At 62.7% G+C, this 24285-nt stretch carries 22 protein-coding genes and 1 tRNA gene; 15 read left to right on the top strand and 8 right to left on the bottom strand.

The window, feature by feature from the left end; translation table 11 throughout:
* Positions 1-86 precede the first annotated feature (86 nt).
* A complete protein-coding gene (locus tag NKI39_RS15105; RefSeq protein WP_352832670.1) occupies positions 87-932 on the top strand; it encodes a MurR/RpiR family transcriptional regulator in 846 nt (281 codons plus the stop codon).
* Here the strand turns inward: NKI39_RS15105 and NKI39_RS15110 are convergent.
* Positions 929-1819, bottom strand: coding sequence for an AraC family transcriptional regulator (locus NKI39_RS15110; RefSeq protein ID WP_352832614.1), 891 nt, complete (start codon positions 1817-1819; stop codon positions 929-931). The genes NKI39_RS15105 and NKI39_RS15110 overlap by 4 nt on opposite strands.
* 137 nt (positions 1820-1956) lie before the next feature.
* Between NKI39_RS15110 and NKI39_RS15115 the strand changes: the two genes are divergently transcribed.
* From NKI39_RS15115 to phnN, 9 genes are all read left to right on the top strand, one after another.
* Positions 1957-2685 carry an SDR family NAD(P)-dependent oxidoreductase gene (locus NKI39_RS15115; protein WP_352832617.1) on the top strand — a complete coding sequence of 243 codons (729 nt, stop codon included), beginning with the start codon at positions 1957-1959 and terminating at the stop codon, positions 2683-2685.
* Positions 2686-2884: 199 nt separating this feature from the next.
* A complete protein-coding gene (locus NKI39_RS15120; RefSeq protein ID WP_352832620.1) occupies positions 2885-4819 on the top strand; it encodes a bifunctional 5-dehydro-2-deoxygluconokinase/5-dehydro-2-deoxyphosphogluconate aldolase in 1935 nt (644 codons plus the stop codon).
* A gap of 34 nt (positions 4820-4853) precedes the next feature.
* The gene (gene iolD / locus NKI39_RS15125) at positions 4854-6698 is read left to right on the top strand and encodes a 3D-(3,5/4)-trihydroxycyclohexane-1,2-dione acylhydrolase (decyclizing) (RefSeq protein ID WP_352832623.1); all 1845 of its coding nucleotides are present in this window, start codon (positions 4854-4856) and stop codon (positions 6696-6698) included.
* A 44-nt stretch (positions 6699-6742) separates the two neighbouring features.
* Entirely contained in the window at positions 6743-7660 is a 918-nt protein-coding gene (iolE, locus tag NKI39_RS15130) for a myo-inosose-2 dehydratase (protein WP_352832626.1), read from the top strand.
* A 27-nt stretch (positions 7661-7687) separates the two neighbouring features.
* Positions 7688-7906, top strand: a complete 219-nt coding sequence (locus NKI39_RS15135; protein ID WP_023677508.1) for a hypothetical protein — start codon at positions 7688-7690, stop codon at positions 7904-7906.
* A 2-nt stretch (positions 7907-7908) separates the two neighbouring features.
* On the top strand, positions 7909-8721 hold the full coding sequence (iolB, locus tag NKI39_RS15140) for a 5-deoxy-glucuronate isomerase (protein ID WP_352832629.1): 813 nt from the start codon (positions 7909-7911) through the stop codon (positions 8719-8721).
* 148 nt (positions 8722-8869) lie between these two features.
* On the top strand, positions 8870-9577 hold the full coding sequence (locus tag NKI39_RS15145; RefSeq protein ID WP_352832632.1) for a DUF1045 domain-containing protein: 708 nt from the start codon (positions 8870-8872) through the stop codon (positions 9575-9577).
* Between the two features lie 79 nt (positions 9578-9656).
* Complete coding sequence (locus NKI39_RS15150; RefSeq protein ID WP_352832635.1) at positions 9657-10796, top strand: alpha-D-ribose 1-methylphosphonate 5-triphosphate diphosphatase; 1140 nt, start codon at positions 9657-9659, stop codon at positions 10794-10796.
* Positions 10793-11422: a phosphonate metabolism protein/1,5-bisphosphokinase (PRPP-forming) PhnN gene (gene phnN / locus NKI39_RS15155; protein ID WP_352769659.1), complete on the top strand. Its 630-nt coding sequence runs from the start codon at positions 10793-10795 to the stop codon at positions 11420-11422. The genes NKI39_RS15150 and phnN overlap by 4 nt, the downstream gene beginning before the upstream one ends.
* 92 nt (positions 11423-11514) lie before the next feature.
* On the opposite strand, the gene NKI39_RS15160 is transcribed toward phnN, so the two are convergent.
* The 4 genes from NKI39_RS15160 to NKI39_RS15175 form a co-directional block, all read right to left on the bottom strand.
* Positions 11515-12045, bottom strand: a complete 531-nt coding sequence (locus tag NKI39_RS15160) for a DUF2231 domain-containing protein (protein WP_352472336.1) — start codon at positions 12043-12045, stop codon at positions 11515-11517.
* Positions 12046-12198: 153 nt separating this feature from the next.
* On the bottom strand, positions 12199-13194 hold the full coding sequence (locus tag NKI39_RS15165; RefSeq protein WP_352832638.1) for an ABC transporter permease: 996 nt from the start codon (positions 13192-13194) through the stop codon (positions 12199-12201).
* A 23-nt stretch (positions 13195-13217) separates the two neighbouring features.
* On the bottom strand, positions 13218-14762 hold the full coding sequence (locus NKI39_RS15170) for a sugar ABC transporter ATP-binding protein (protein ID WP_352832673.1): 1545 nt from the start codon (positions 14760-14762) through the stop codon (positions 13218-13220).
* Positions 14763-14873: 111 nt separating this feature from the next.
* The gene (locus tag NKI39_RS15175) at positions 14874-15836 is read right to left on the bottom strand and encodes a sugar-binding protein (RefSeq protein ID WP_352453003.1); all 963 of its coding nucleotides are present in this window, start codon (positions 15834-15836) and stop codon (positions 14874-14876) included.
* 543 nt (positions 15837-16379) lie between these two features.
* Between NKI39_RS15175 and NKI39_RS15180 the strand changes: the two genes are divergently transcribed.
* Both NKI39_RS15180 and NKI39_RS15185 read left to right on the top strand, forming a co-directional pair.
* Positions 16380-17402 (top strand): LacI family DNA-binding transcriptional regulator, encoded by a 1023-nt coding sequence (locus NKI39_RS15180; protein WP_502898572.1) that lies wholly within the window; start codon positions 16380-16382, stop codon positions 17400-17402.
* A 69-nt stretch (positions 17403-17471) separates the two neighbouring features.
* Positions 17472-18614 (top strand): alpha-hydroxy acid oxidase, encoded by a 1143-nt coding sequence (locus NKI39_RS15185; protein ID WP_352832644.1) that lies wholly within the window; start codon positions 17472-17474, stop codon positions 18612-18614.
* 46 nt (positions 18615-18660) lie between these two features.
* Here the strand turns inward: NKI39_RS15185 and NKI39_RS15190 are convergent, their stop codons facing one another.
* The 3 genes from NKI39_RS15190 to NKI39_RS15200 form a co-directional block, all read right to left on the bottom strand.
* Complete coding sequence (locus tag NKI39_RS15190; protein ID WP_352619465.1) at positions 18661-18975, bottom strand: antibiotic biosynthesis monooxygenase family protein; 315 nt, start codon at positions 18973-18975, stop codon at positions 18661-18663.
* A gap of 646 nt (positions 18976-19621) precedes the next feature.
* Positions 19622-19698: transfer RNA gene (locus NKI39_RS15195), tRNA-Arg, on the bottom strand.
* A gap of 324 nt (positions 19699-20022) precedes the next feature.
* A complete protein-coding gene (locus tag NKI39_RS15200) occupies positions 20023-21510 on the bottom strand; it encodes an ATP-binding protein (protein ID WP_023677495.1) in 1488 nt (495 codons plus the stop codon).
* A 335-nt stretch (positions 21511-21845) separates the two neighbouring features.
* Between NKI39_RS15200 and rpmH the strand changes: the two genes are divergently transcribed.
* The 3 genes from rpmH to yidC are packed head-to-tail and all read left to right on the top strand — an operon-like array spanning position 21846 to position 24194.
* Positions 21846-21980, top strand: a complete 135-nt coding sequence (gene rpmH / locus NKI39_RS15205; RefSeq protein WP_008833937.1) for a 50S ribosomal protein L34 — start codon at positions 21846-21848, stop codon at positions 21978-21980.
* A gap of 23 nt (positions 21981-22003) precedes the next feature.
* Positions 22004-22357, top strand: a complete 354-nt coding sequence (gene rnpA, locus NKI39_RS15210; protein WP_352539960.1) for a ribonuclease P protein component — start codon at positions 22004-22006, stop codon at positions 22355-22357.
* A 13-nt stretch (positions 22358-22370) separates the two neighbouring features.
* On the top strand, positions 22371-24194 hold the full coding sequence (yidC, locus tag NKI39_RS15215) for a membrane protein insertase YidC (RefSeq protein WP_352832647.1): 1824 nt from the start codon (positions 22371-22373) through the stop codon (positions 24192-24194).
* Positions 24195-24285: the final 91 nt, after the last annotated feature.

The following is a 24285-nucleotide window of genomic DNA, read 5'->3' on the forward strand; positions in this document are numbered from 1 at the left end:
TTGTCTCATTTTTTATGGTGTTCTTGCACAGGCCCGCTATGATGGGCCACAGAGGGAACCAGACGATGAGCCTGGGCGGAGCGACGATGGACGAACGGGTGCCGCGCGATTTCGAGACGCTGCGGGCGACGATACTGGAGCGGCGTCAGAGCCTGCCGAAACGTATCGCCCAGATCGCCGCCTATGCGCTCGACAACCCAGACGATATCGCCTTCGGCACCGCTGCCAGCATCGCCGCTTCCGCCGGTGTCCAGCCTTCGACCCTGATCCGCTTTGCCCAGCAGCTTGGTTTTGATGGTTTCACCAGCCTGCAGTTGGTGTTTCGCGAGCGCCTGCGCGAGCGCAACTCATCCTATGATGAAAGGCTGGCGGCATTGCGCGCCAAGGCCGAGGAAGGCGCCGGCCACCGCGCGATTTTCGACGGTTTTGTTGCCGCAGCCAGTACCTCGCTCAACGACATTTCGCGCACGCTGAATGAAGACCATTTCGAAGATGCGATCACCGTGCTGGCCAAGGCCGAAACCATTTACGTGCTGGCCAGGCGGCGCTCCTACCCGGTCGCCTCCTATATCGCCTATGCATTGGGCAAGCTCAAGATCCGCAACCAGCTGATCGAATCGGCCGCCGGCCTCAATGCAGAGATGATCGGCTTTGCCTCTCCAAGGGACGCCGTGATCGCCATCAGCTTTTCGCCCTATGCCCCGGCCACCATCGAGGAGGCGCGCGTCATTTCGGAGCAAGGCGTGCCGATCGTGGCGATTACCGACAGCTCCTTTTCGCCACTCGCTCAATTCGCCAGGGTCTGGTTCGAGGTCGCCGAGGCCGATTTCGCCGGCTTCCGCTCGCTGTCGGCGACGATGGCTTTGGCTATGGCGCTGACCGTCGCGGTCGGCGAGAAGCGGCGCGATAGCGGCCGCAAGCGCAAGCCTTAGATCACCTCTATTGCCGTTTCGCCTTCTGCCGAAAGCCGCGCTGCGTCGCGTGCAGGCGGCGACCCGAACTGGCGGGCATACTCCCGGCTGAACTGGGAAGCACTCACATAGCCGACGGCGAAGGCGACACGTGCGACGTTGCCCGGCTGGGCAATCAGCAGATGGCGGGCTTCCAGCAAGCGGATTTGCTTTTGATACTGGATTGGGCTCATGGCCGTTGCCGCCTTGAAGTGACGATAAAACGCAGCACTGCTCATACGGGCAATCTCGGCCAGATCGCCGACCCGGACCGGCTGATGGGGATGCGAACGGATCCAGGCGATCGCCCGGCCAATCCGGGACAGATGGCCATCGGCGCGCGCAAGTTCACGAAGCTTTCCGCCTTGGGGGCCTTGCAGGAGCCGAAACAGCATCTCTCGCTCGATCATGGTCGCGAGCACGGGAATCTCCGCTGGCCGGTCAAGCAGCCGCATCATTCGACGCAACGCGTCGAGCAGGTCGTCATCAGCGGGAGAGGTGGAGAAACTGTCGCCACTGAGGGCCGGCGCGTGCTCGACGAGGAGCGCGGCGACGGCCTGCAGGTCAAGGGTCAAGCCAATGGCCAGGTAAGGACGCGCCGCGCTCGCTTCGATTATCTGGCTGATGGTGGGCGTCTCGACAGTATAGATGAAATAGCTGGCCGGATTGTAACGAAGAGCCCGGTCGCCGATCAGAACCGTCTTCGCGCCCTGCAGTACGAATAAGATCCCCGACCCCCACACCCCTGGTATTGGCGCCGTGGCGACTTCGCTGCGGCCGATCGAAACGCGGGGAATCGCCGTTCTTGTTCTTCGCCCGCGCGCATGGCGGCCGGCGATCTCGATCAACTCCTGCAGCGCTTCGCTCATTGCGCCAGCATCGCGCATTCGCACCAGCTGCGCAACAGCGTGAGAGGATTAGGCAAGAACCGGAGAATTTCCGGCGCGCGGCGCCCGCTGTCTCGCGCCATTTGTGGGTCTTCCACAGCAAACATGGAGACACCGATATGACGACATCGAAAAGCGCGCTGGTGACCGGCGCCAACAAGGGTATAGGCCGTGAAATCGCCCGGCAACTGGCGACCAAGGGCTTCAAGGTCTGGCTCGGCGCCAGGAGCGCCGAACGCGGCATGGCGGCGGCGCAGGCATTGCGCGCCGAAGGCCTCGACGTGGAGTGGCTTGAGCTGGACGTCACGCGGGATGACAGTGTGAAGGCGGCAGCCGAGGCATTCAGGCAGGCCAGCCCCTGCCTCGACGTGCTGGTGAACAACGCCGGCGTCGCCATCAATTACGACCTGCCGCCGAGCCAGCAGCGGATCGCCGACATCCAGGCCACCTACGACGTCAATGTCTTCGGCCCGATCCGCGTGACCCAGGCATTCCTGTCGCTGCTGCTGGCAGCACCTGCTGCCCGGATCGTGATGGTGAGCAGCTCCACCGGGTCCATCGGCCGGGCGCTCGATACCGCCACTGCGAACCACGCCGTTAACATGATGGGCTACGGCAGCTCCAAGACAGCCTTGAACGCCATCACGGTGGCATTCGCCAGGGAGCTCGCGCCGCAAGGCATCAAGGTCAACGCCGCGGCGCCCGGCTACACTGCCACCGATCTCAACGGGTATAAAGGTCACCGCACGGTGCAGCAGGCGGCCGAGATCGTCATTCACCTGGCGACCTTGGACGCCGATGGCCCGACCGCCGGGTACTTCAACGATGATGGCCCGCTTCCTTGGTAAATCAGCTGGTTTCAGTGGTAGACACTTGACGTTCGTCTGACTTCAAAGTTTCTGAACGCGCGAGCCTTGCACAGCACTTTTCAGCCTTGGGAATGCTCGTTCCATATTGACTATGGATTGGAATTATTATTTCATATTGCCGGCGCCACGCTGCCGCTCGCGCGTGTTACCCAATACAACAAGCCGATGGGAGGTTCGAATGGGCGAAGCCGTGGAAGCGAGACATGCGCCGCTCGACATCATCACCATCGGCCGCGCTTCCGTCGATCTCTACGGCCAGCAGATCGGCTCGCGCCTCGAGGACATTACTTCCTTTGCCAAGTCGGTCGGCGGCTGTCCGGCCAATATCGCGGTCGGTACTGCCAGGCTCGGCCTGCGCTCGGCGCTGCTCACCCGCGTCGGCAATGAGCAGATGGGCCGCTTCATCCGCGAGCAGCTGACCCGCGAGGGCGTTTCGGTCCAAGGTCTCAAGACCGATCCAGAGCGGCTGACCGCCCTGGTGCTGCTGTCGGTCGAGGATGAAGGCGTCTCGCCGATGATCTTCTATCGCAGCGATTGCGCCGACATGGCGCTTTCGAAAGACGATATCGATGAGGCGTTTATCGCTTCGGCACGCGCGGTCGTCGTCACCGGCACGCATTTTTCACGGCCCAACAGCGACGCCGCCCAACGCAAGGCGATCCGTATCATGAAAGCCAAGGGCGGCAAGGTGGTGTTCGACATCGACTACCGCCCGAACCTCTGGGGTCTCGCCGGCCACGCCGAAGGCTTCGAGCGCTATGTGAAATCCGACCGCGTCTCGGCGCAGTTGAAGACGGTGCTGCCCGATTGCGATCTCATCGTCGGCACCGAAGAGGAAATCATGATCGCCTCGGGCGCAGACGATTGCCTGAGCGCGCTGAAAACCATCCGCTCGCTGTCGGCGGCAACCATCGTGCTGAAACGCGGCGCCATGGGCTGCATCGTCTATGACGGGCCGATCAGCGACGACCTCGAGGACGGTATCGTCGGCAAGGGATTTCCAATCGAGGTCTACAATGTGCTCGGCGCCGGCGACGCCTTCATGTCGGGCTTCCTGCGCGGCTGGCTCGGCGAGGAAGGCTTGGCGACGGCGGCGACCTGGGCCAATGCCTGCGGCGCCTTTGCCGTGTCGCGGCTCCTCTGCGCACCGGAATACCCGACTTTCGAGGAATTGCAGTTCTTCCTGAAAAACGGCAGCAAGCATCTGGCGCTGCGCAAGGACGAGGCGATCAATCACATCCATTGGGCGACCACGCGCCGGCGCGACATCCCCTCGCTGATGGCGTTCGCCTGCGACCACCGCGTCCAGCTGGAGGATGTCGCGGCAAAAGCCGGCGCCGATCCGTCGCGAATCCCGGCTTTCAAGGTGCTGACGGTCAAGGCTGCGGCCAAGGTCGCGGCTGGCCGCGCCGGCTACGGCATGCTGCTCGACGAAAAATACGGACGCGAGGCGATGTTCGAATTCGCCCACCATTCCTTCGCCTGGCTCGGCCGGCCGGTCGAGTTGCCGGGTTCGCGGCCGCTTCGCTTCGAGTTCTCGCAAGACATAGGTTCGCAACTGACCGAATGGCCGGTCGACCACTGCATCAAGTGCCTGTGCTTCTATCATCCCGACGATCCCGCGGCGCTGAAGAGCGAACAGCAGCAGAAACTGCGCGCTTTGTTCGAGGCCGCGCGGAAAATGGGCAGAGAACTTCTGGTCGAGATCATCGCCGGCAAGCACGGCAGGCTCGACGACATGACCATCCCGCGCGCGCTCGAGGAACTCTACGCACTCGGCATCAAGCCCGATTGGTGGAAGCTCGAACCGCAGGCATCGGCCGGCGCATGGGCAAAGATCGAAGCGGTGATCCTGAAGCACGATCCGTGGTGCCGTGGAATTGTGCTGCTTGGCCTGGAAGCGCCGCAGGACGAGCTGGAAGCGGCCTTCGCCGCCACCGCCAAGGCGCCTATCGTCAAAGGCTTCGCTGTCGGCCGCACCATCTTCATTAACGCGGCCGAACAATGGCTTGCCGGCAAGATGTCGGACGAGGAGGCGGTGGCCGACATGGCATCGCGTTTCGAAAAACTGACCGAGGCATGGCTTGCCGCGCGCGGTCGCAAAGCAGCATAAGAAGGCGCGACATAAGCACTGCGGAGGAACCGACATGACCAAGACAATCCGCCTGACGATGGCGCAGGCGCTGACCCGCTTTCTTGCCCGACAGATGACCGAGATGCACGGCAAGAAAGTGCCGATCTTCGGCGGAGTCTGGGCGATCTTCGGCCACGGCAATGTCGCCGGCGTCGGCGAGGCGCTCTACCAGGTTCGCGACGAACTGCCGACCTTCCGTGCCCATAACGAGCAGGCAATGGCGCATGCGGCGATCGCCTACGCCAAGGCCAATTTCCGCCGCCGCTTCATGGCCGCGACCAGTTCGATCGGCCCCGGCGCGCTCAACATGGTGACCGCTGCGGCACTTGCGCATGTAAACAGGTTGCCTGTCCTGTTTCTGCCTGGCGACGTCTTCGCCAATCGCATTCCCGATCCCGTCCTGCAGCAGGCCGAGGATTTTTCCGATGGCACGGCGACGGTCAATGACTGCCTCCGCCCGGTGTCGCGCTATTTCGACCGCATCACGCGGCCGGAGCAGATCATGCCGGCGCTCAACCGCGCCATGCAGGTGCTGACCGATCCCGCCGAATGCGGCCCGGTGACGCTGGCGCTGTGCCAGGACGTGCAGGCCGAGGCCTATGACTACCCCGAGAGTTTCTTTGCCGAGCGACTCTGGACGCCGCGACGGCAGCGCCCGGACCGCAACGAACTGGCGGCCGCAGTCGCGGTACTCAAAGCAGCGAAAAAGCCGCTGGTGATCGCGGGCGGCGGCGCACTCTATTCGCAGGCGTCCGAGGAGCTGGCAAAACTGGTGCAAGGCGCCGGCATTCCAGTTTGTGAGACGCAAGGCGGCAAATCCTCGCTCCCGGACGATCATCCGTTGAACATGGGCGCGGTCGGCGTTACCGGCACTTCGGCGGCCAACAGGCTGGCCGAAGAGGCCGACGTCGTGCTTGCCGTCGGCACCAGACTGCAGGATTTCACCACCGGCTCCTGGGCATTGTTCAAGCATGCCGGCAGGACCATCATCGGGCTCAACGTGCAGCCTTTTGACGCCGGAAAGCACCAGGCGCTGCCGCTGGTCGCCGATGCGGCGGAAGGGCTCGCCGAACTCGCTGCGGCGCTGAAAGGCTGGAAAGCCCCTTCAGGCTGGACCGACAATGCGATCACGGGCAAGAAGAGCTGGCAAGCGGATGCCGACAAGGTGACGGCGTCGACCAATGCCGCCTATCCGTCCGACGCGCAAGTGATCGGCGCAGTACAGCGCGCCATGGGCTCCGGCGTGGTACTGCTTCATGCGGCCGGCGGCTTGCCCGGCGAATTGCACAAGCTATGGCAGGCGGGCGCGCCCGGCTCCTACCACGCAGAATACGGCTTCTCGACAATGGGCTATGAAATCGCCGGCGGGCTTGGCGTCAAGATGGCCAAGCCGGACGAAGAGGTCGTGGTGATGATCGGCGACGGCTCTTACCTGATGCTCAATTCCGAGATCGCGACCTCGGTGATGCTCGGCCTCAAGCTGACCATCGTGCTGCTCGACAACCGCGGCTATGGCTGTATCAACCGGTTGCAGATGGCGACCGGCGGCGCCAACTTCAACAATCTGCTGAAGGACGCCCGTCACGAAGCCTTGCCCGAGATCGACTTCGCCGCGCATGCTGCGAGCATGGGTGCGATTGCCGAAAAAGTGCCATCGATCGCCGGGCTGGAAACGGCGTTGGTGCAAGCGAAGAAGAACACGCGAACGACGGTGCTGGTCATCGACACCGACCCGCTGGTTTCGACCGAGGCTGGTGGAAGCTGGTGGGATGTCGCAGTGCCGGAAGTCTCGGCACGGCCGCAAGTGAATGCGGCGCGCAAGAAATATGAGGAAGCGCTGAGCGGGCGGGTTCTTTAGCCATCCGCGAACGCGCCTCGAATGTCTGAAACTGGAGTGACGACTTGAAAGCCAAACTGGGCATGTCCCCCATTGCATGGTGGAACGACGATCTTGCCGAACTCAGCGATGATGTGTCGCTGGAGGAGTGCCTGCGCCAGTCGCGCTCGGCTGGCTTTACCGGAATGGAAATGGGCCGCCGCTTTCCCAACGATCCGCAAATCATGCTGCCGATCCTGAAAGAGGCCGACGTGACGCTTTGCGGCGGCTGGTTCTCGGGGACGCTGGTCGACGAAGACATGGCGAAGAACAAGGATCGTATCCAGCCGATGATCGACCTGTTCAAGGCGGTGAACGCGCCATGCATCGTCTATGGTGAAGTCGGCCGCTCCATCCAGGGCGACCGCTCGAAGCCGCTCGCCAGCAAGCCCAGGCTTTCGGACGAGGAAATGAAAGCCTACGCCCGGCGGCTCACGCAGTTCGGCGAATGGTGTGCAGAGCAAGGCATGCCGCTCTCCTACCATCATCATATGGCGGCAGTAGTTGAGACCGAGCCAGAGCTGGATGCCTTCATGCGCTATTCGGGAGAAGGCATTCCATTGCTGCTCGACGCGGGTCACCTGGCCTTTGCCGGCGGCGATGTGCTGCGCGCTATTGATAACCACCACCCGCGCATCAACCATGTGCATGTGAAAGATGTGCGCATCGAGGTGATCCAAAAGCTGGATCGCAACACGCAATCCTTCCTCGACGCGGTGGCACTTGGCGCCTTCACCGTGCCGGGAGATGGCTCGCTGGATTTTGGCGCGATCGTCCAGAGGCTCGCCGACCATGGCTATGAAGGCTGGTTCGTGGTCGAGGCCGAGCAGGATCCGAAGAAGAACCCGCCGCTCAAGATGGCGCAGGTCGGCTACAAGGAATTGATGCGGGCTATGACGGCGGCCGGCTATACGGTGGAGACACAGGGCTTTCCCAATGCTTGAGAGTTCGCGAGGAAAGGTGTTGATCCGATGAAAGACTCCGAGCACCCGTTTTTCCGGCCGCTGTGGCGGCGCGTCGCCGTTGTCGCGGTCTGCCTGGTCTGGTCGGTAATCGAATTCGCCACCGGCACGCCGTTCTGGGGCGTGATCGCGCTCGGCTTCGCCGGCTATGCCGTCTGGCAGTTTTTCTACCTCTACAAGCCGGCTGACGAGGACGAGCCATCGGCAGACGCCAAACCGAAGGAATGACCATGTCTAAGCTGCTCGTCAAAGCCAATAAGGGCCACGGCCGCGTCGCTCATGTGACGCCGCAAAACGCCGGCTGGACCTATGTCGGCTTCGATCTGCATCGGCTCAGGCCCGGCGAGAGCGCTTCCGGGCAAACCGCGGATCGTGAGGTCTGCCTGGTGTTCGTCACCGGCAAGGGCAAGGCCAAGGCCGGCGGCAAGGATCTCGGCTTGCTGGGCGAACGCATGTCGCCGTTCGAAGGCAAGCCTTGGTCGGTCTATGTGCCGCAGGGGTCGGAGTGGTCGGTGAGCGCCGATACCGATCTCGAACTTGCCGTCTGTTCGGCGCCAGGACTGGGCGGCGGTCTGCAGGTCCGTGTCATCGCGCCCGACGATCTCGGCCAGGAGGTTCGCGGCAAAGGCACCAACACGCGCTATGTCACCAACATCCTGCCGGAGGGCAAGCCGGCCGATTCCTTGCTGGTGGTCGAGGTCATCACACCCGGCGGCCACACATCGAGCTATCCGCCGCACAAGCACGACCAGGACAATCTGCCGGCTGAATCCTATCTCGAGGAGACCTATTACCACCGTCTCAACCCGCCACAGGGCTTTGCTTTCCAGCGCGTCTACACCGATGCCGACGAGAACGGTGCTCGTTCGCTCGACGAGGCGATGGCGATCGAGGACGGCGACGTCGTGCTGGTCCCCAAGGGTTATCACCCCTGCGCCGCCTGCCACGGCTATGATCTCTATTATCTCAACGTCATGGCCGGACCGAAGCGGACGTGGAAATTCCACAACGCGCCCGAGCACGAATGGCTGATGAAGGCCTAACCACTTCCCCTTCGCCCCAACCGCTGGTCCAAGCGAAAAATCGTCGGCTAACGACCCGGCTGTGTGGTTTTGTTACCGAAAACGCCGCAAAGCTTCGTCAATTCGTCATGGAAATCACCTATGGCAGCGGGGCTGACGAGGACTTTCGATGCGCTACGCGATCTATTTCACCCCCCGACAGGACGAACCGCTGGCACGGATCGCTGCCGACTGGCTCGCCCGCGACCCATTCGGTGCCGCCACAAAGCCGGTCGAGGCTGCGGGCGAGTTGTCGGCGGCAGAAGTTGCCTTCCATACCGCCTCGGCGCGCCGCTATGGCTTTCATGCGACACTGAAGGCGCCCTTCAGACTGGCCTCCAACGAGACGGAAGCGTCGCTTCGTGCAGCACTCGACGATTTTGCCGAGGCGACGCCGCTGGTTACGATCCCGCGCCTCGTCGTCAGCCAGATCGACGGCTTCTTCGCGCTGGTGCCGGAAGCACCGCTGCCGGCGCTCAACCGCTTCGCCGACGACGTTGTGCGCGACTTCGACCGCTTCCGCGCGCCGTTGACGGAAGCCGAGATCGAACGGCGCAGCCCCGATTCGCTGAAGCCCGACGAGTTCCGCAATCTCTGCCAGTGGGGCTATCCCTATGTCTTCGAGACGTTTCGCTTCCATATGACGCTGTCCGGCCGGGTGTCGTCACAGGAAAGCCCTCGTCTTCGCCTAGCAATCGACAGCCTGTTTACGGACGTGCTGCAACGGCCGGTGGCGGTGGACGCGCTGACGCTGTTTGTGGAAACTGAACCGGGTGCGCCGTTCATGGTGCTGTCGCATCACGCGCTCGGGCGCCGCCCGGCCAGAAGAACTGCCTAAATGGCTATTTGCTTTAACCGGATAGTGCGACGCCAATTCATTTTCAATTGGCTGCAAAATGCTGCAAGGACTGCCTGAAATGACTGCCGAGACCGTTCTTGACAATGCCCGTATCGTGCTGGCCGACCAGATCGTCGAAGGGTCGATCGTGCTGCGCGACGGGGTGATCGCCGCCATCGATCCCGGCGCTGGCCGCAGCGGCGAGGACATGGGCGGCGACTTCATCATCCCTGGCCTGGTCGAGCTCCATACCGACCATCTCGAAGGCCATTACGCGCCGCGGCCGAAAGTGCGCTGGAACCCGATCGCAGCCGTGCTCGCGCATGACGCCCAGGTGGCGACCGCCGGCATCACCACCGTGCTCGACGCCTTGCGTGTCGGCATGGACGAGGATGCCGACCTGACGGCCGCCGACATACGCAAGCTGGCCGACGCGATCGAGGACAGCGTGCAGCAGGACCGGCTCAGGGCCGACCATTTCCTCCATCTGCGTTGCGAGGTTTCGGCGCCGGACTGCCTCACGGCCTTCGCCAATTTCGACGGCGACGAGCGGGTCAGGCTGGCGTCGCTGATGGACCATGCGCCCGGACAGCGCCAGTTCGTCAATTTGGAAACCTACGCCTATTACTACCAGCGCAAGCTGAAGCTGACCGATCGCGATTTCCAGAAATTCTGCGAAAAGCGGATGGCTGAATCGGCGAGGAATTCGAGCCCGAACCGCAGCTTCATCGCCGCGGCTTGTCATGAGTGCAGCATCGTGCTCGCCAGCCATGACGACGCGACCGTCGGCCATGTCGACGAAGCGATCGAGCAAGGTGTGCGCGTCGCCGAGTTCCCGACCACCGAGGAGGCAGCACGGGCTTCGAAAAAGGCAGGGCTCGGCGTATTGATGGGCGCGCCGAACGTCATGCGCGGCGCGTCGCATTCGGGCAATGTCTCGGCCCGCACGCTGGCCGGCGATGGCCTGCTCGATATCCTGTCGTCGGACTACATTCCCTTCAGTCTGATCCAGTCAGCCTTCTTCCTTGGCGACGTGGTCGAGGGCATTTCCTTGCCACAGGCGGTGGCGATGGTCTCGAAGAACCCGGCCGAGGCGGTCGGCCTCACCGATCGCGGTGTCATCGAGCCCGGCCGGCGCGCCGATCTGGTTCGCGTGCGCGTCGACGACCATGTCCCGGTCGTCCGCACGGTCTGGCGGCAGGGACGCCGGGTCGCATGATGGTGTCGGCATCGGTCGAGCGTGAATTGTCCGCTATCGGATTTCCGATCCGCGACGGTGTCTTCGTCGCCGTCGTCGGGCCGAGCGGTGCCGGCAAGGACACGGTGATCGGCTATGCGCGCGCCGTGTTTGCCGACGAGAGCCGGCTGGAGTTCGTGCGCCGGGTGATCACCCGGCCGAGCGATGCGGCCACCGAGGATCACGATACGCTCGCCGATGCTGCCTTCGTCGAGGCCGAAGCGGATGGTGCCTTCGCCATTTCCTGGGAGGCGCATGGCCTGCGCTACGGCATCCCGGCCGAAGTCGACTGGTCAGTCTCCAACGGCCGTGTCGCGATCGCCAACGTCTCGCGCGCGATCATCCCGGCGCTGCGGGAGCGCTACGCCAATCTGGCTATCGTCGAGATCACGGCTACACCGGAGATCCTGGCCGAGCGGCTGGCATTGCGCGGTCGCGAGTCGCGCGGGGAAGTGCTGGCACGGCTGGCGCGCAGTGCCAATGTGGCGCTGTCCGGACCGGGTGTCACCTCGATCGACAATAGCGGTCTTCGTGAAGCCGCCGGCGAGCGCTTCGCCGAAGTGCTGCGCAAGGCCATGGCCTTCTCCGACATGTCGGGCCTTATCTAAGGCGCGCCCATCCCGATGCATTCGGAATGCGCGCTACTTGTCTAACCGATATCTTTTTTAGAAACCGGTATCCACTTCTCGGGATTATGGCCTCATGCGGCGTGCCGGTCCCGACCAGCGTGACGAGTGTCCGTGGCAGTGGTTGTCGACGGCTTCGCTGGCGCATCCGCTGGTGTATCCAGAACTGCAACGTGGTGCCGATACACCATCTCCCAGCCCTTCCAGCCGGTGAACAGCAGTATGCAGACCACTATGAACGACAAGAGCGCACCCCATGGGCGGACCGCGGCTTCGGCGCCTTGCGCATAGCGCAGGTAGAAATTGATCAGTGCCACAACGACCGCGGTCAAGTTGCCCAGCATGTGGTACCAGGCGTCGGACAAGGCGCGAATGCGCGGCTCGTTGAGGAAGTCGATAAAACCGGCTGTCGCAGCGAGAAGGGCCATTACGATGGCTGCCCCGATCAGCCACATCGATGCCCGTGCCCAGAAGGCATCGGCAGTCCCCCAGAAAACCAGGTCGGTGACAAACGCACCGACAAGAAACGCGACAGGAAAAGGTATCAGCATCGGGTGGAGGGGGTGAGTTCCTACTTTGGCGGTACTAACTGGATTCGTGGGCATGGAACGCCTCCGCGTAGCAAAGCTTAAACAAACGCTCAGATACGCGTTTCGTTCCAAATAGAGACCGACCTGAACTGCTGTCGCGAAGTTCCGGCTGACTCTTTCACGCCACCTGCCATGGCAGTCGGCGAATTTCATCCAGCTATTTTTGCGTCACTCAGCGGCAGCACCCGCCACGCCCTTGCGTGTGGCTTCCAGCATCCGCCGCCGCGCGCTGAACACGCCCCATTGCTGGTCGACCAGCACGCCGATGAGGATCACCCCGCCCATGACGGCGAAGTTGAGCGAGGACGGGATGCCGAGCAGGTTGACGAGGTTCTGCAGCTCCTGCAGCAGCACCGTGCCGAGCAGGACGCCGATCAGCGAGCCTTCGCCGCCACGCAGCGAGAAGCCGCCGAGCACCGCGGCCGCGATGGCATAGAGCTCGTAGAACTGGCCGTGGCTCGCCGGCGAGATCGAGCGTGTGTACATGGCGAAATAGATAGCTGACAGCGCCGTCAGCACGCCGCAGATGACATAGGCGGCCATGACGATGCGGCCGGTGCGGATGCCGGAATATTTTGCCGCTTCCTCGTTCTTGCCGATGGCATAGAGATAGCGCCCGAACACCGACCGGTGCAGCACCACCCACATGACGACGGCGATGACGATCAGCGCGATGAAGCTGTTCGGCACGCCCCAGGACCGCCCCGCCGTCAGGAACTCGAGTTCCGGGAAGTTCTGTCCGAAGGCAAAGCCGGCGGTGCCGTCAGCGGTGTAGAAGCGCGCCACGCCGCGATAGATCAACAGGCCGCACAAAGTCACCACGAAAGGCTGCAATTTGAGCCGGGTGATCAGCCAGCCATGCGCCAGCCCGATGATGCCGCCGAGCACCAGGATCAGCGGCAGGGCGACCGGCCAGGCCATGCCGCGCGTGGCGATGAAGTCGATGAACAGCACGCCGAGCAGCGCAACCACCGAGCCGACCGACAATTCGATGCCACCGGTGATGATGACGAAGGCTTGGCCAATCGACAGGATGCCGAACAACCCGATCAGGTTCGAGGTGTTGGCGAGATTGATCGGCAGCAGGAAGCGTGGGTTGATGATTGCCACCACCGCGCCGACCACCAGGATCAGGATCAGCAGGCCGAGATCTTTCTTGCTCATCGTCTTCTCCCAGTGCCTGCGAACTACTTCGGCTGCTTGCCGACCGCCAGCAGCAGCACGTTCTCCTGGCTGAACCGGTCCTTGTCGAGAATGCCCGAGATCTGGCCTTCATGCATGACGGCAATGCGGTCGGAAACGCCGATCACCTCCTCCATGTCGCTGGAGATCATCAGCACGGCGACGCCGGCATCGGCCAGCGCCCGCATCAGCCCGTAGATCTCGGCCTTGGCGCCGATGTCGATACCGCGGGTCGGTTCGTCGAGAATCATCACCTTCGGCTTCATCGCCAGCCATTTGGCCAGCACGACCTTTTGCTGGTTGCCGCCCGACAGCGTACCGGTGCGCGTCTGGACGGAGGGCGCCCTGATGCCGAGATCGGTCTTCTGCTTCTCGGCGGTGGCGGATTCCGCGCCGGCCGAGACCAGCGAGCGCCGCGAATGCGCCGGCAGATTGGGCAGCGAAATGTTCTGGGCAATCGACAGGTCGAGCAGGATGCCGGTCAGCTTGCGATCCTCGGGGACGAGGAAAATACCGTTGGCCACTGCGTCCGCGGCCGAACCAAGAACCAGATCTTTTCCGTCAAGCTGGAACGAGCCGCCAAAGCTTCTGTCGATGCCGAACAGGACGCGCGCCAGCTCCGTCCGGCCGGAGCCGACGAGACCGGCGAGGCCGAGGATCTCGCCATGCCTGACATCGAGGTCGACGGGCCGGTCGGGATAGGCAGCGGTGCGAATGGCCTTGACCGACAGCGCGACAGAGCCCGGTGGGCGCGCCGATTCCGCGGCCTTCTCGCGCTCCTTCAGCATGCGGCCGATCATCAGCTTGACCATCTGGTCGTGATTGATGGCGCTCTTCGGCAAGGTTCCGGCGAGCATGCCGTCCCTGAGCACGACGACGCGGTCGGCGACGCGCTCGACCTCGTGCAGGCGGTGCGAGATGAAAATGACGCTGATGCCGTCTGCCTTCAGCGCCTTGATGACACCGAGCAGCTTGTCGGTTTCGGCGATCGGCAGGCTCGAGGTCGGTTCGTCGAGGATAACCAGCCTTGCCTCGATCGACAGCGCCTTGGCGATCTCGACCATTTGCTGCTGCGCCAGCGACAGCGCCGACACCGGCGTATCGGCCGAGAAATTGGCGCCCACGCGTTTGAGCAGCGGCGCCGCCTGCGCTCGCAGCCTGGCGCGGTCGACGAGCTTGAGCGGCCCGGCGCGCAGCGGTTCGCGGCCAAAGAAGATATTGGCGGCCACGTCGAGGTTTTCGAACAGGTTGAGTTCCTGGTGGACGAAAGCGATGCCCGAGCCGATGCTTGCCTCGACGGTCAGCCCGTCATGGGCGACGCCATCGACGGTGATGGTGCCGGTGTCCGGCCGGGTCACGCCGCCGAGGATCTTCATCAGCGTCGATTTGCCGGCGCCGTTTTCGCCGACCAGGCCGATGACCTCGCCGGGCCTGACCTCGATCGAGAACCCGTCCAGCGCGACAACGCCGGGATAGGTCTTGCGCACACCGTCGAGGCTCAGGAACGGAGCGTCCGTGGATGCAACGATGGATGGGTCGGAATAATTCATCACGCTGACAGCAGCCGGTGAGCCGTTTGGTCTCAGACTGACGGGCCTCGCGAAGCCCGTCAATAGAACGCCGGCTCAAGGCGAACCTTGAGCCGGCGCAACCTAATTCGCTCAGTTTCCAGACATCGCCTTGAGGCTGGCGGCGTAGGCGTCGACATCGTCCTTGCCGATGATCTTGGTCGGGATGATGATCAGTCCATCGGCGGGAATGCCCGACTTGTCGCCCTCGAGATAGGCAGCCATCAGCTTCATGCCCTGATAGGCCCATTCGAAGGGTTGCTGCACGACGGTAGCGGCGACGGTGCCTTCCTTGACGCCGCCCAGCGTGATCGGATCGTCGTCGAAGCCGACGACGGTGATCTGGCCGAGCTTGCCGGCATCGCGCAGCGCTTCATAGATGCGCGGCGTGTTGTAGGAATAGAAGCCGACCATGCAGGTGACGTCGGGGCTGGCGACCAGCGCGTCCTCGACGTTCTTCTTGGCGCGAGCCTGATCGATGTCGTCGCCACGCACGTCGACCAATTCGATCTTGGTGCCCGCGAGGCCGTCCTTCATGCCCTGGATACGTTCCTTGGCATTGTCGGCGCCGAGCAGGCCGACGAAGCCGAGGCACTTGCCGCCGTCAGGCATTGCCTTCTTGGCGATCTCTGCCGCCTGCTTGCCGGCATCGACATTGGAAGAGCCGATATAGGCGACACGCTTGGTCTGCGGTGCGTCGCTGTCGGTGGTGAACAACGCCGTTTCCGAGGCGATCTTGTTCAGCCCGTCGGTCGACGTCTTGGGATCAACGGCCGAGACCATGATCGCCTTCACGCCGGCCGTCACCAGATCGTCCATCAGGCGCTGCTGGATGGCGACCGAGGACTGCTCCGGATATTTGAGCTCCAGATTGTATTTGGGCAGTTCGCCTTGAGCCTTCTTGACGCCGGCTTCGGCCGCCTTCCAGAAATCGGAAGCGCCGTTGACGACGAAGGCCAGAGTCGGCTTGTCGTCGGCCCGCGCAATTGCGCTGGCGGAAAGGCCGAGCAGCAGGGCCGCAGCGGCGACGGACGCATTTCGTATCGCAGATTTCATATTCAACCTCCCATTTGACTCAGTAATTTTCGCTGATGATGAACGTGCCGGCGCGGCTTGGACGCCCTCCTCCTCAAGGGTTTCCGGCAGCGAAGAACGACGCCATTCCAGCCGCTATCGTCGACTTTAGAGACTCATTCGCCGTTCGTAAATAGTCCGATTTGTCTGACATTTCCCGGAGCGGCAGGCAAGCTTCGACTGACGGGAACCGTCCGATACCAGGCTGACTTGCGTTCCGAACATGCGCGGTCCGACGTCGTCCGGGCATGATGGATTGACGTTATAGGGATGCCAGATATTAGTAAAGAGTATTAGTTTGGTCGGGATTCTCGCCCACAAACAAGTGAGGCCTCCCCAGTCGCAACCGTTTTGGATCGGGGATTAAATCGCCTAAGAGAGTCGATTATATCTATTAGTATCGCTTCGCCCTATAAATGCGAGATTCGCGGGACCAATGACATGAACGAACCACTGCGTGATCCCGTCCTTGAGGGTACCAGGCGGCGCAAGCTGTCCGGGAAAAACCCCAAGGGCCGCGTTACCATGACCGACATCGCAAGGGCGGCAGGCTGTTCGCAGGCGACGGTTTCGTTCGTGCTCAACAACACGCCGGGCATCAGGCTGTCGCAGCAAACCCGCGAGCGGGTGATCGAGACGGCGCGAACGCTGGGCTATTCGCCGCCCGTGTTTTCTGCCTTGCGAGCCCCGGTTGCCGCATTCGACGGGCTGGATGGCGTGATCGGCTTCGTCGTCGACCAGTTGGCGACCAGCCCGGAGGCGGTCGTCGCCATTGAAGGGGCGCGGCAAGCCTCGTGGAACGCCGGCAATGTGCTTTTGGTGGCGCAGACCATGGGCGACGAGGTGATGGAGCCCCGTGCCATCGCGGCTCTGACCAAGCGGGGCATTTCGGCGCTGATCTACATGACCATTTTCACCCGCGAGATCGTCGCGCCGGACTATCTCTACGGCCTCGACATTCCGGTCATCCTGCTCAACTGCTACACCGCCGACTATGCCTTCCCCGCCGTGGTGCCGAGCGAGATCGCCGGCGGCCAGAGCTCCACCCGCCACTTGATCGGCCATGGCCACCGGCGTATCGCCACCATTACCGGCGAGCCCTGGATGCAGGCGGCGCAGGACAGGCTGAAGGGCTACCGCCGGGCGCTGGCGACGGCCGACATTCCGTTCGACCCGGCGCTGGTCGTCGAAGGCGACTGGTCGGCGAGCGCCGGCTATGCCGCGACCGTCGAGCTCTTGGCGCTGAAGGACCGGCCGACCGCCATCTTCTGCCAGAACGACCGCACCGCGATCGGCTGCTACGAGGCGCTGAAGGAGGCCGGCCTGCACATCCCCCGGGATATTTCGGTGATCGGTTATGACGACGAGGAGATCGCGCGGCATCTGTTCCCGCCGCTGACGACGTCGATCCTGCCGCATATGGCGATGGGACAATGGGCGATCGAGCAGCTCGAAGTCCCCGCTGCTCCCGGTCGTGGCCGCTATCCCATCACCAAGCTCGAATGCCCGCTGGTGGAGCGGGAGTCGGTTGGCGCTCTGGCGGGCTGAGGCGAGAGCGCCGGCGATCGACAATGGCACAGGCTTGACATCGGGCCCGGCATATACCCGATTGATTTCATGAGATTGCAAAGCTGCTACAATTTTCAGGACTTCCGCCGGCTGGCAAAACAGCGCCTGCCAGGTCCGATCTTCAATTATATCGATGGCGGCGCGGACGACGAGACGACGCTGCGGCGCAACACGGCGGCGTTCGAGGACTGCGATCTCGTCCCCAACGTCCTTGCCGGCGTCGGACAGGTCGACATGTCGGTCACCGTCATGGGCCAGAAGCTGGCGATGCCGGTCTATTGTTCGCCGACGGCTCTCCAGCGACTGTTTCACCATAGCGGCGAGCGCGCCGTCGCCGCGGCGGCGGAGAAGTTCGGCACGATGTTCGGCGTCTCGTCGCTCGGCACGGTCAGCCTGGAGGAAGTCCGCAAGCACAGGACGCCGCAGGTCTATCAGTTCTATTTCCATAGGGATCGCGGCCTGAACCGCGCCATGATGGAGCGCGCCAAGGCGTCCGGCGTCGAGGTGATGATGCTGACGGTCGACAGCGTCACCGGCGGAAACCGCGAGCGTGACCTGCGGACCGGCTTTTCCATCCCCTTTCGGCTTACGCCCGGCGGCATGATGCAGTTCGCGATCAAGCCGAGATGGGCTATCGACTATTTGACACACGAAAAGTTCAGCCTGCCGCAGTTGGACGGCCATATCGATCTCGGTGGCGGAGCGCTTTCCATCAGCCGCTATTTCACCGAGATCCTCGATCCATCGCTGGATTGGAAGGACGTCGAAGACATGGTCCGCTTCTGGAACGGCCAGTTCTGCCTGAAGGGGATCATGAGCGTCGCCGATGCCAGAAAAGCCGTCGACATCGGCTGCACCGGTATCGTTCTGTCAAATCATGGCGGCAGGCAGCTGGACGGCTCGCGCAGCCCCTTCGACCAGCTGTCGGAGATCGTTGACGCGGTGGGCGACAAGATAGACGTCATCATCGACAGCGGCGTCCAGCGCGGCACGCATGTGCTGAAAGCCCTGTCGTTGGGCGCCAAGGCCGTCGGCGTCGGGCGCTACTATCTCTTCCCGCTGGCAGCCGCCGGACAGGCCGGCGTCGAACGGGCACTCGGCCTGATGCGAACCGAGATCGAACGCGACATGCGGCTGATGGGATGCAGGTCGGTGGCAGAGCTTTCCAGGGGGAATGTGCGGTTTAGGTGATAGAGCCGGGAAGTGGCGCACGGCATAAGCTTTTCGAAGTGCGAAACTATACCGACCTGCCGCTGCTCCTGCCGTCCGTTTCGAAGACAGCCTCGCCGGAAACAGCATCCGTATATCCGCCCTCAAGCTGCTGCAACGTATGCCGGAACCGATCAAGATTGCCCAGCATTTTGGGCCTGGCATCGACCATATGCTGAAACGTGTCCCACTCTCCAATCGAGAAGAAGGCGCCATCTCCCGATTTGATGAGAGCCATTTTTCGCAATCCCTCGAAATTGCGCGGAGCGCTGCTGAACAGTTCGACGAATTCGTCTTCACTACCCGGCTTGACCCGGAAACGGACGCTGTTGAATGCCGTCATGTACGTTCCCCCGTGAAAGAACTGAAAACCTCGAATATGCGAGGCCCTAACGCACCTCGAACCCTTCGAACAGGTGTACAGAAAAATCGGAAGGTTGGCTTCAGTCACCTCTGGCCGAAAGCTCCGTTTCTGGCGCTATTTCGCCAGGAAGAGGATGACGCTCGATCTCAATCGGTACGCCCTTCCGACCGGCAATGAAACGCACTGTTAACGCCGTTCGCGGGTGACAGGATGTTGGCCGCAGTTCGAAGATATAATTTGCGTCTCCCTGTCAGTTGCGGAGGCGAAAATGAACTTGCTTCGGATTGCGCTCTTGTGCACGGCCGTGATCGACCTTGGAATACCGGCCGTTCGCGCTGAGGATCGGCCTGTGCCGCAGAACAATAAAGCCGCAACAGCGCAGCCGCCCGTTCATTGTGAAGGCCAAAATTGTCTGCCGCCGGCGAAAGATCCGGTGCAGGAATGCACCGGCCAGGATTGCACGCCAGGCCCGCCGACTGAACCGGGCCCGGAGATTAAGCAGGCCGACTGAGTAGCATCAGCGGACCATCCGCTCTTTGCAAGGACGGCGCTCACTCAAGGCAACCTTCCGGCCAGTGGCGGCAGATTCTGTTACCTATGTCCCCGGGCCGTACATTGAGTTTAATGGCGCGCCCGAAGAGATTCGAACTCCTGACCCCCAGATTCGTAGTCTGGTGCTCTATCCAGCTGAGCTACGGGCGCGCAACAGGCCATGCTTTGCATAGCCCCGCGATCCGATCCTGGCGACCGGCCGCGATGTGACGTGTTCCCTAGCGACTGAATTTACGAAAAGCAAGCCGATCCTGGCCAAAAGTTTTGCCCGTCATGTTTTGCCGTCATGCGCCGGCCGGCGAAGGCAAGATCACTTCACGCAGCGGCCGAGCCGATATGTCGTCGTCTTGGATCGGTCATTTGCCAATCGGAACGGTCCGTAACGAAACGAGCCGTTGCACGGCGGCCGAGTCGATGGCTCGTAGTCTCGGACCAACCCTTTGTGATTGAAACGATCCGTAACGAAACGGTTCGTTACGCCGGGCGGCGCAGCCCGTTGCGGGCCTGGTCGAGCCGGACCGGCTGGTCGGGAATGGTGACCGCGAATGTGGTGCGGCCGCCGATCGATTCGACCAGCTCCACCGTGCCGCCATGGGCGCGGATCAATTCATGGGCGATCGCCAGGCCAAGGCCGGTGCCACCGCTGCGGGCCGAGCCGCGAAATGCCGCGAACAGGTTTTCGCGCGCCTTTGGCGGCAGGCCGGGGCCGGTGTCGGTGACGACGATGCGGCTGACGCTGCCGATGCGCTCGGCCGATATGGTCAGGCGGCGCACCACGGCGCTCTCGGTGTCCGCCGCCATCGCCTGCACGGCGTTGCGGCTAAGATTGGTGAGCACGCGGAACAGCTGGTCGGAATCGGCGTCGACCTCGAGCACCGGATCGACGGCGTTGACGAATTCGATGCCGCATTCGATGTCGAGCAGGCCCTGGACGTCCTCGACCAGCTGGCGCAGCCGCAGCCTGCGGCGCGACGGCGGCGGCTCCTGGGTGCGGCCATAGGCCAGCACGCCCTCCGAGTAGGACACCGCACGGTCGAGCGCGCGCAGCAGTTTTGGTGCGAAGGCCTGCACGGTCGGGTCCTTGACCTGGCGCAGGCGGTCCGACATCAGTTGCGCCGAGGCGAGGATGTTGCGCATGTCGTGGTTGATCTTCGACACGGCCAGGCCGAGATCGGCCAGGTGCTTCTGCTCGGTCAGCATCTTCTGCAGCCGCTCCTGCATCTGCGACAGCTCGCGTTCGGCGACGCCGATCTCGTCGGCCCGGGCGGCGGGGTGAATGATGCGGCCGGGATCGTCGGGCGCCTCGGAAAAGGACAGCATCGAGCGTGTCATTGTCCTGATCGGGCCGATCATGATCAGGTCTATCGCGGCGTAGACCAGCATGGCGGTGAACAGCGAGATCAGCAGCGAGACGAAGGCGACGTTGCGCGAATAGATCAGCATGGCATTGCGCAGGCGGTGGTCGGGCATGATCAGCTCGAATTCTTTGTCGCTGTCGCCGACCGGCCCGAAAACGCGCAGCATCCGCTTGCCGCCGAAAAACAGCGTGTCCAGCGCGCCGGTCATGCCCTTGATCATGCCGACATTGGCGATATCGATATGCTCGTCGACCTGCGGCGGCATTTCGGCCACGACCAGAAGCCGCGAGACGCCGCCGTCGCGCACGGCGATCGCCTTGGCGCCGATCGCCATCAGTACGTCGTTCTGGGCGGCACGCGACAGCGAGGCAGGTTCGCCCTGTACCAGGACGATCGACACCGCGGCGGCGGTGCTCAGCCTCTCCTTCAGCCAGCTCAGCCTGTAGCTGGCGATCCAGGGCACGAAGATGAGGATTTCGGCCAACAGCACGAAGACGATGGTGAGCAGCAGCAACTTGGTCGACAGGCCGCGCGCCAGCGGCACCCTGCGGGTGGCGGCCTTCGCCTGGGCGATGCTTTCGTCGGTTGCTGGGACTTCACTCATGCTCGTCGTCACGGCTGCCTGTCATCACGGCTGCTTGTCTTAGGGACTGCTCGTCTTCACGATCGCTTGATCGGGCAAGATTAGGCGATTGCGGCTTTTTTGCCAAATTCATCCTTGGTCGAAGCCGGACAAAGGGCCGCAAGGACTTCCCTGCCGGTCCGACAACGCCGGCCCGACACCCTGGATTGACTTCCAAAACCCTTCTTTCTATAAGCCCGCTCACGCTCGGGCCATTCGTCCCGGCGCGGTTTCGATCGCGCCAAAACCGGCCCGGCAAAGCTCCTGTTACAAAGTGACAGAATCAAGAAGGGCCGCACCCCGCGGTATTTAAACAAATGAAGCGTACTTACCAGCCGTCCAAACTCGTCCGCAAACGCAGGCACGGTTTCCGCGCCCGCATGGCCACCAAAGGTGGCCGCGGCGTCGTCGCAGCCCGCCGCAACCGCGGCCGCAAGCGTCTCAGCGCCTGAGCACCAAGCGAGAGACAAGATCGTTGCCCGCAACCGGCAAGCCAACGGGTGCCCATCCCAAGCGGCTTCTGAAGCGCGCGGAATTCCTGGCTGTCCGCCGCGGCGAAAAGCGCCGCGGGCGGCTTTTCCTCGTCGAGGTCCTGGGCCGCGGCGACAGCGAGGCGCCGCGTGTCGGCTACACCGTCACCAGGAAGGTCGGCAACGCCGTCGTTCGCAACCGCATCCGGCGGCGGCTCAGAGAGGCCGTGCGCACGCATGCCGCCGATGACATGGCGCCCGGCAATGATTATGTCATCGTCGGGCGCGAAGACGTGCTTACCACTCCGTTCGGCCAGTTGAAGGCCGAACTCTCCCGCAGATTGCGTGGAACACGATAGGCCAAGGGCTTCGATGGAAAACAACCGCAACTTCTTCATCACCATCGCACTGTCGGTGCTGATCCTGGCGCTTTGGCAATATTTCTATGTGATGCCGCGCAGCGAGATGCAGCGCGAAGCCGCCCGCATCGAAGAGCAGCGCGTGGCGGAGCGGAAGAAGGCCGCCCAAGGCACCAGCCCGGGCGCCAGCGAAACACCGGTGCAGCCGGGCGCCATTCCGAACGCGCCTGGCGGCGAAGCCGTCACCGCGGCCGGCCGCGACCAGGCGATTGCCTCGACCAGCCGCGTCAAGATCGACACGCCGAGCCTCGAAGGCTCGATCAACCTCATCGGTGCGCGCCTCGACGACCTCCGGCTCAAGCACTACACGGAGACGGTCGACAAGACTTCGCCCGAGATCGCGTTGCTCAACCCGGCGTCCCTGCCGAACGGCTATTTCGCCGAGATCGGCTTTTCCGGCACGCCGGATCTGGGCAGGCTGCCCGGCCCTGACACGGTCTGGCAGACCGACGGCAATGCGACTCTGACGCCAGCGACGCCGGTCACGGTGACCTTCACCAATGACAAGGGCCTGACCTTCAAGCGCACCTTCTCTGTCGACAGCCAATATATGTTCACCGTGTCCGACACGGTCCAGAATGGGGGCTCGGCACCCGCGACGTTGTCGAACTATGGCCGCGTCACCCGTTTCGACAAGCCGGCTATCGCCAGCACTTATGTGCTGCACGAAGGCCTGATCGGTGTTACCGGCAGCGAAGGCCTGCAAGAGTACAAATACTCCAAGGTCGAATCGGAGAGAGAATTCAAGCCAGGCAAATCGACCGACGGCTGGCTCGGCATCACCGATAAATACTGGGCGGTGACCCTGGTGCCGCCGAGCGGCCGCGAATTTCAGCCCAAATTCTCTTATTTCGAGTTCAAAAGCGGGCCCCATCCGCACAGCTACCAGTCCGATTTCCTGTCCGATCCGGTCACAATCGCTCCCGGGCAATCGACGACCGTGGAGTCGGAGATATTCGCCGGCGCCAAGGAAGTTTCGACGATCAACGCCTATGAAAAGGACCGTCATATCCGCCAGTTCGATCTGCTGATCGACTGGGGCTGGTTCTATTTCATCACCAAGCCGATGTTCTGGCTGATCGACACGCTTTACAAATTCTTCGGCAATTTCGGTCTGGCGATCCTCGCCACCACCGTCATCGTCAAGGCGCTGTTCTTCCCGCTCGCCAACAAGTCCTATGCGTCGATGGCGAACATGAAGAAGGTGCAGCCCAAGATGCTCGAGATCCGCGAGAAATACGCGGACGACAAGATGAAGCAGCAGCAGGCGATGATGGAGCTCTACAAGACCGAGAAGATCAATCCGCTCGCCGGCTGCTGGCCGGTGGCATTGCAGATCCCGGTGTTCTTCTCGCTCTACAAGGTGCTCTACATCACCATCGAGATGCGGCACGCGCCGTTCTTCGGCTGGATCCAGGATCTGGCGGCGCCGGACCCGACATCGATTTTCAACCTGTTCGGGCTGATCCCCGTTACCTTGCCGCACATGCTGATGATCGGCGTCTGGCCGCTGATCATGGGCGTGACGATGTTCCTGCAGATGCGCATGAACCCGACGCCGCCGGACCCGACGCAGGCGGCGATCTTCACGTGGATGCCCGTGATCTTCACCTTCATGATGGCGGGTTTTCCGGCCGGCCTCGTTATCTACTGGGCCTGGAATAACACGCTGTCGATCCTGCAGCAGGGCGTGATCATGAAGCGGCAGGGCGCCAAGATCGAATTGTGGGACAATCTGGTCGCGCTGTTCCGCAAGAAACCGTCGCCGGCGGAATAGCCGGCGCTCCGACGATGCGAGACCAAAAAGCCCTGGTTCGTCCGGGGCTTTTTGCACAGGCTGCCGGTCTGGATTAAGCGATTGGTACTGC

This window comes from Mesorhizobium sp. M0664 (assembly GCF_040320565.1).
In the GTDB taxonomy this organism is placed as follows: domain Bacteria; phylum Pseudomonadota; class Alphaproteobacteria; order Rhizobiales; family Rhizobiaceae; genus Mesorhizobium.

Excerpts from the sequence above, each read along its gene's own strand:
- NKI39_RS15105 (WP_352832670.1), top strand. The coding sequence starts at position 87 with ATGGACGAACGGGTGCCGCGCGATTTCGAGACGCTGCGGGCGACGATA.
- NKI39_RS15110 (WP_352832614.1), bottom strand. The coding sequence starts at position 1,819 with ATGAGCGAAGCGCTGCAGGAGTTGATCGAGATCGCCGGCCGCCATGCG.
- NKI39_RS15115 (WP_352832617.1), top strand. The coding sequence starts at position 1,957 with ATGACGACATCGAAAAGCGCGCTGGTGACCGGCGCCAACAAGGGTATA.
- NKI39_RS15120 (WP_352832620.1), top strand. The coding sequence starts at position 2,885 with ATGGGCGAAGCCGTGGAAGCGAGACATGCGCCGCTCGACATCATCACC.
- iolD (WP_352832623.1), top strand. The coding sequence starts at position 4,854 with ATGACCAAGACAATCCGCCTGACGATGGCGCAGGCGCTGACCCGCTTT.
- NKI39_RS15135 (WP_023677508.1), top strand. The coding sequence starts at position 7,688 with ATGAAAGACTCCGAGCACCCGTTTTTCCGGCCGCTGTGGCGGCGCGTC.
- iolB (WP_352832629.1), top strand. The coding sequence starts at position 7,909 with ATGTCTAAGCTGCTCGTCAAAGCCAATAAGGGCCACGGCCGCGTCGCT.
- NKI39_RS15145 (WP_352832632.1), top strand. The coding sequence starts at position 8,870 with ATGCGCTACGCGATCTATTTCACCCCCCGACAGGACGAACCGCTGGCA.
- NKI39_RS15150 (WP_352832635.1), top strand. The coding sequence starts at position 9,657 with ATGACTGCCGAGACCGTTCTTGACAATGCCCGTATCGTGCTGGCCGAC.
- phnN (WP_352769659.1), top strand. The coding sequence starts at position 10,793 with ATGATGGTGTCGGCATCGGTCGAGCGTGAATTGTCCGCTATCGGATTT.
- NKI39_RS15160 (WP_352472336.1), bottom strand. The coding sequence starts at position 12,045 with ATGCCCACGAATCCAGTTAGTACCGCCAAAGTAGGAACTCACCCCCTC.
- NKI39_RS15165 (WP_352832638.1), bottom strand. The coding sequence starts at position 13,194 with ATGAGCAAGAAAGATCTCGGCCTGCTGATCCTGATCCTGGTGGTCGGC.
- NKI39_RS15170 (WP_352832673.1), bottom strand. The coding sequence starts at position 14,762 with ATGAATTATTCCGACCCATCCATCGTTGCATCCACGGACGCTCCGTTC.
- NKI39_RS15175 (WP_352453003.1), bottom strand. The coding sequence starts at position 15,836 with ATGAAATCTGCGATACGAAATGCGTCCGTCGCCGCTGCGGCCCTGCTG.
- NKI39_RS15180 (WP_502898572.1), top strand. The coding sequence starts at position 16,380 with ATGACCGACATCGCAAGGGCGGCAGGCTGTTCGCAGGCGACGGTTTCG.
- NKI39_RS15185 (WP_352832644.1), top strand. The coding sequence starts at position 17,472 with ATGAGATTGCAAAGCTGCTACAATTTTCAGGACTTCCGCCGGCTGGCA.
- NKI39_RS15190 (WP_352619465.1), bottom strand. The coding sequence starts at position 18,975 with ATGACGGCATTCAACAGCGTCCGTTTCCGGGTCAAGCCGGGTAGTGAA.
- NKI39_RS15200 (WP_023677495.1), bottom strand. The coding sequence starts at position 21,510 with ATGAGTGAAGTCCCAGCAACCGACGAAAGCATCGCCCAGGCGAAGGCC.
- rpmH (WP_008833937.1), top strand. The coding sequence starts at position 21,846 with ATGAAGCGTACTTACCAGCCGTCCAAACTCGTCCGCAAACGCAGGCAC.
- yidC (WP_352832647.1), top strand. The coding sequence starts at position 22,371 with ATGGAAAACAACCGCAACTTCTTCATCACCATCGCACTGTCGGTGCTG.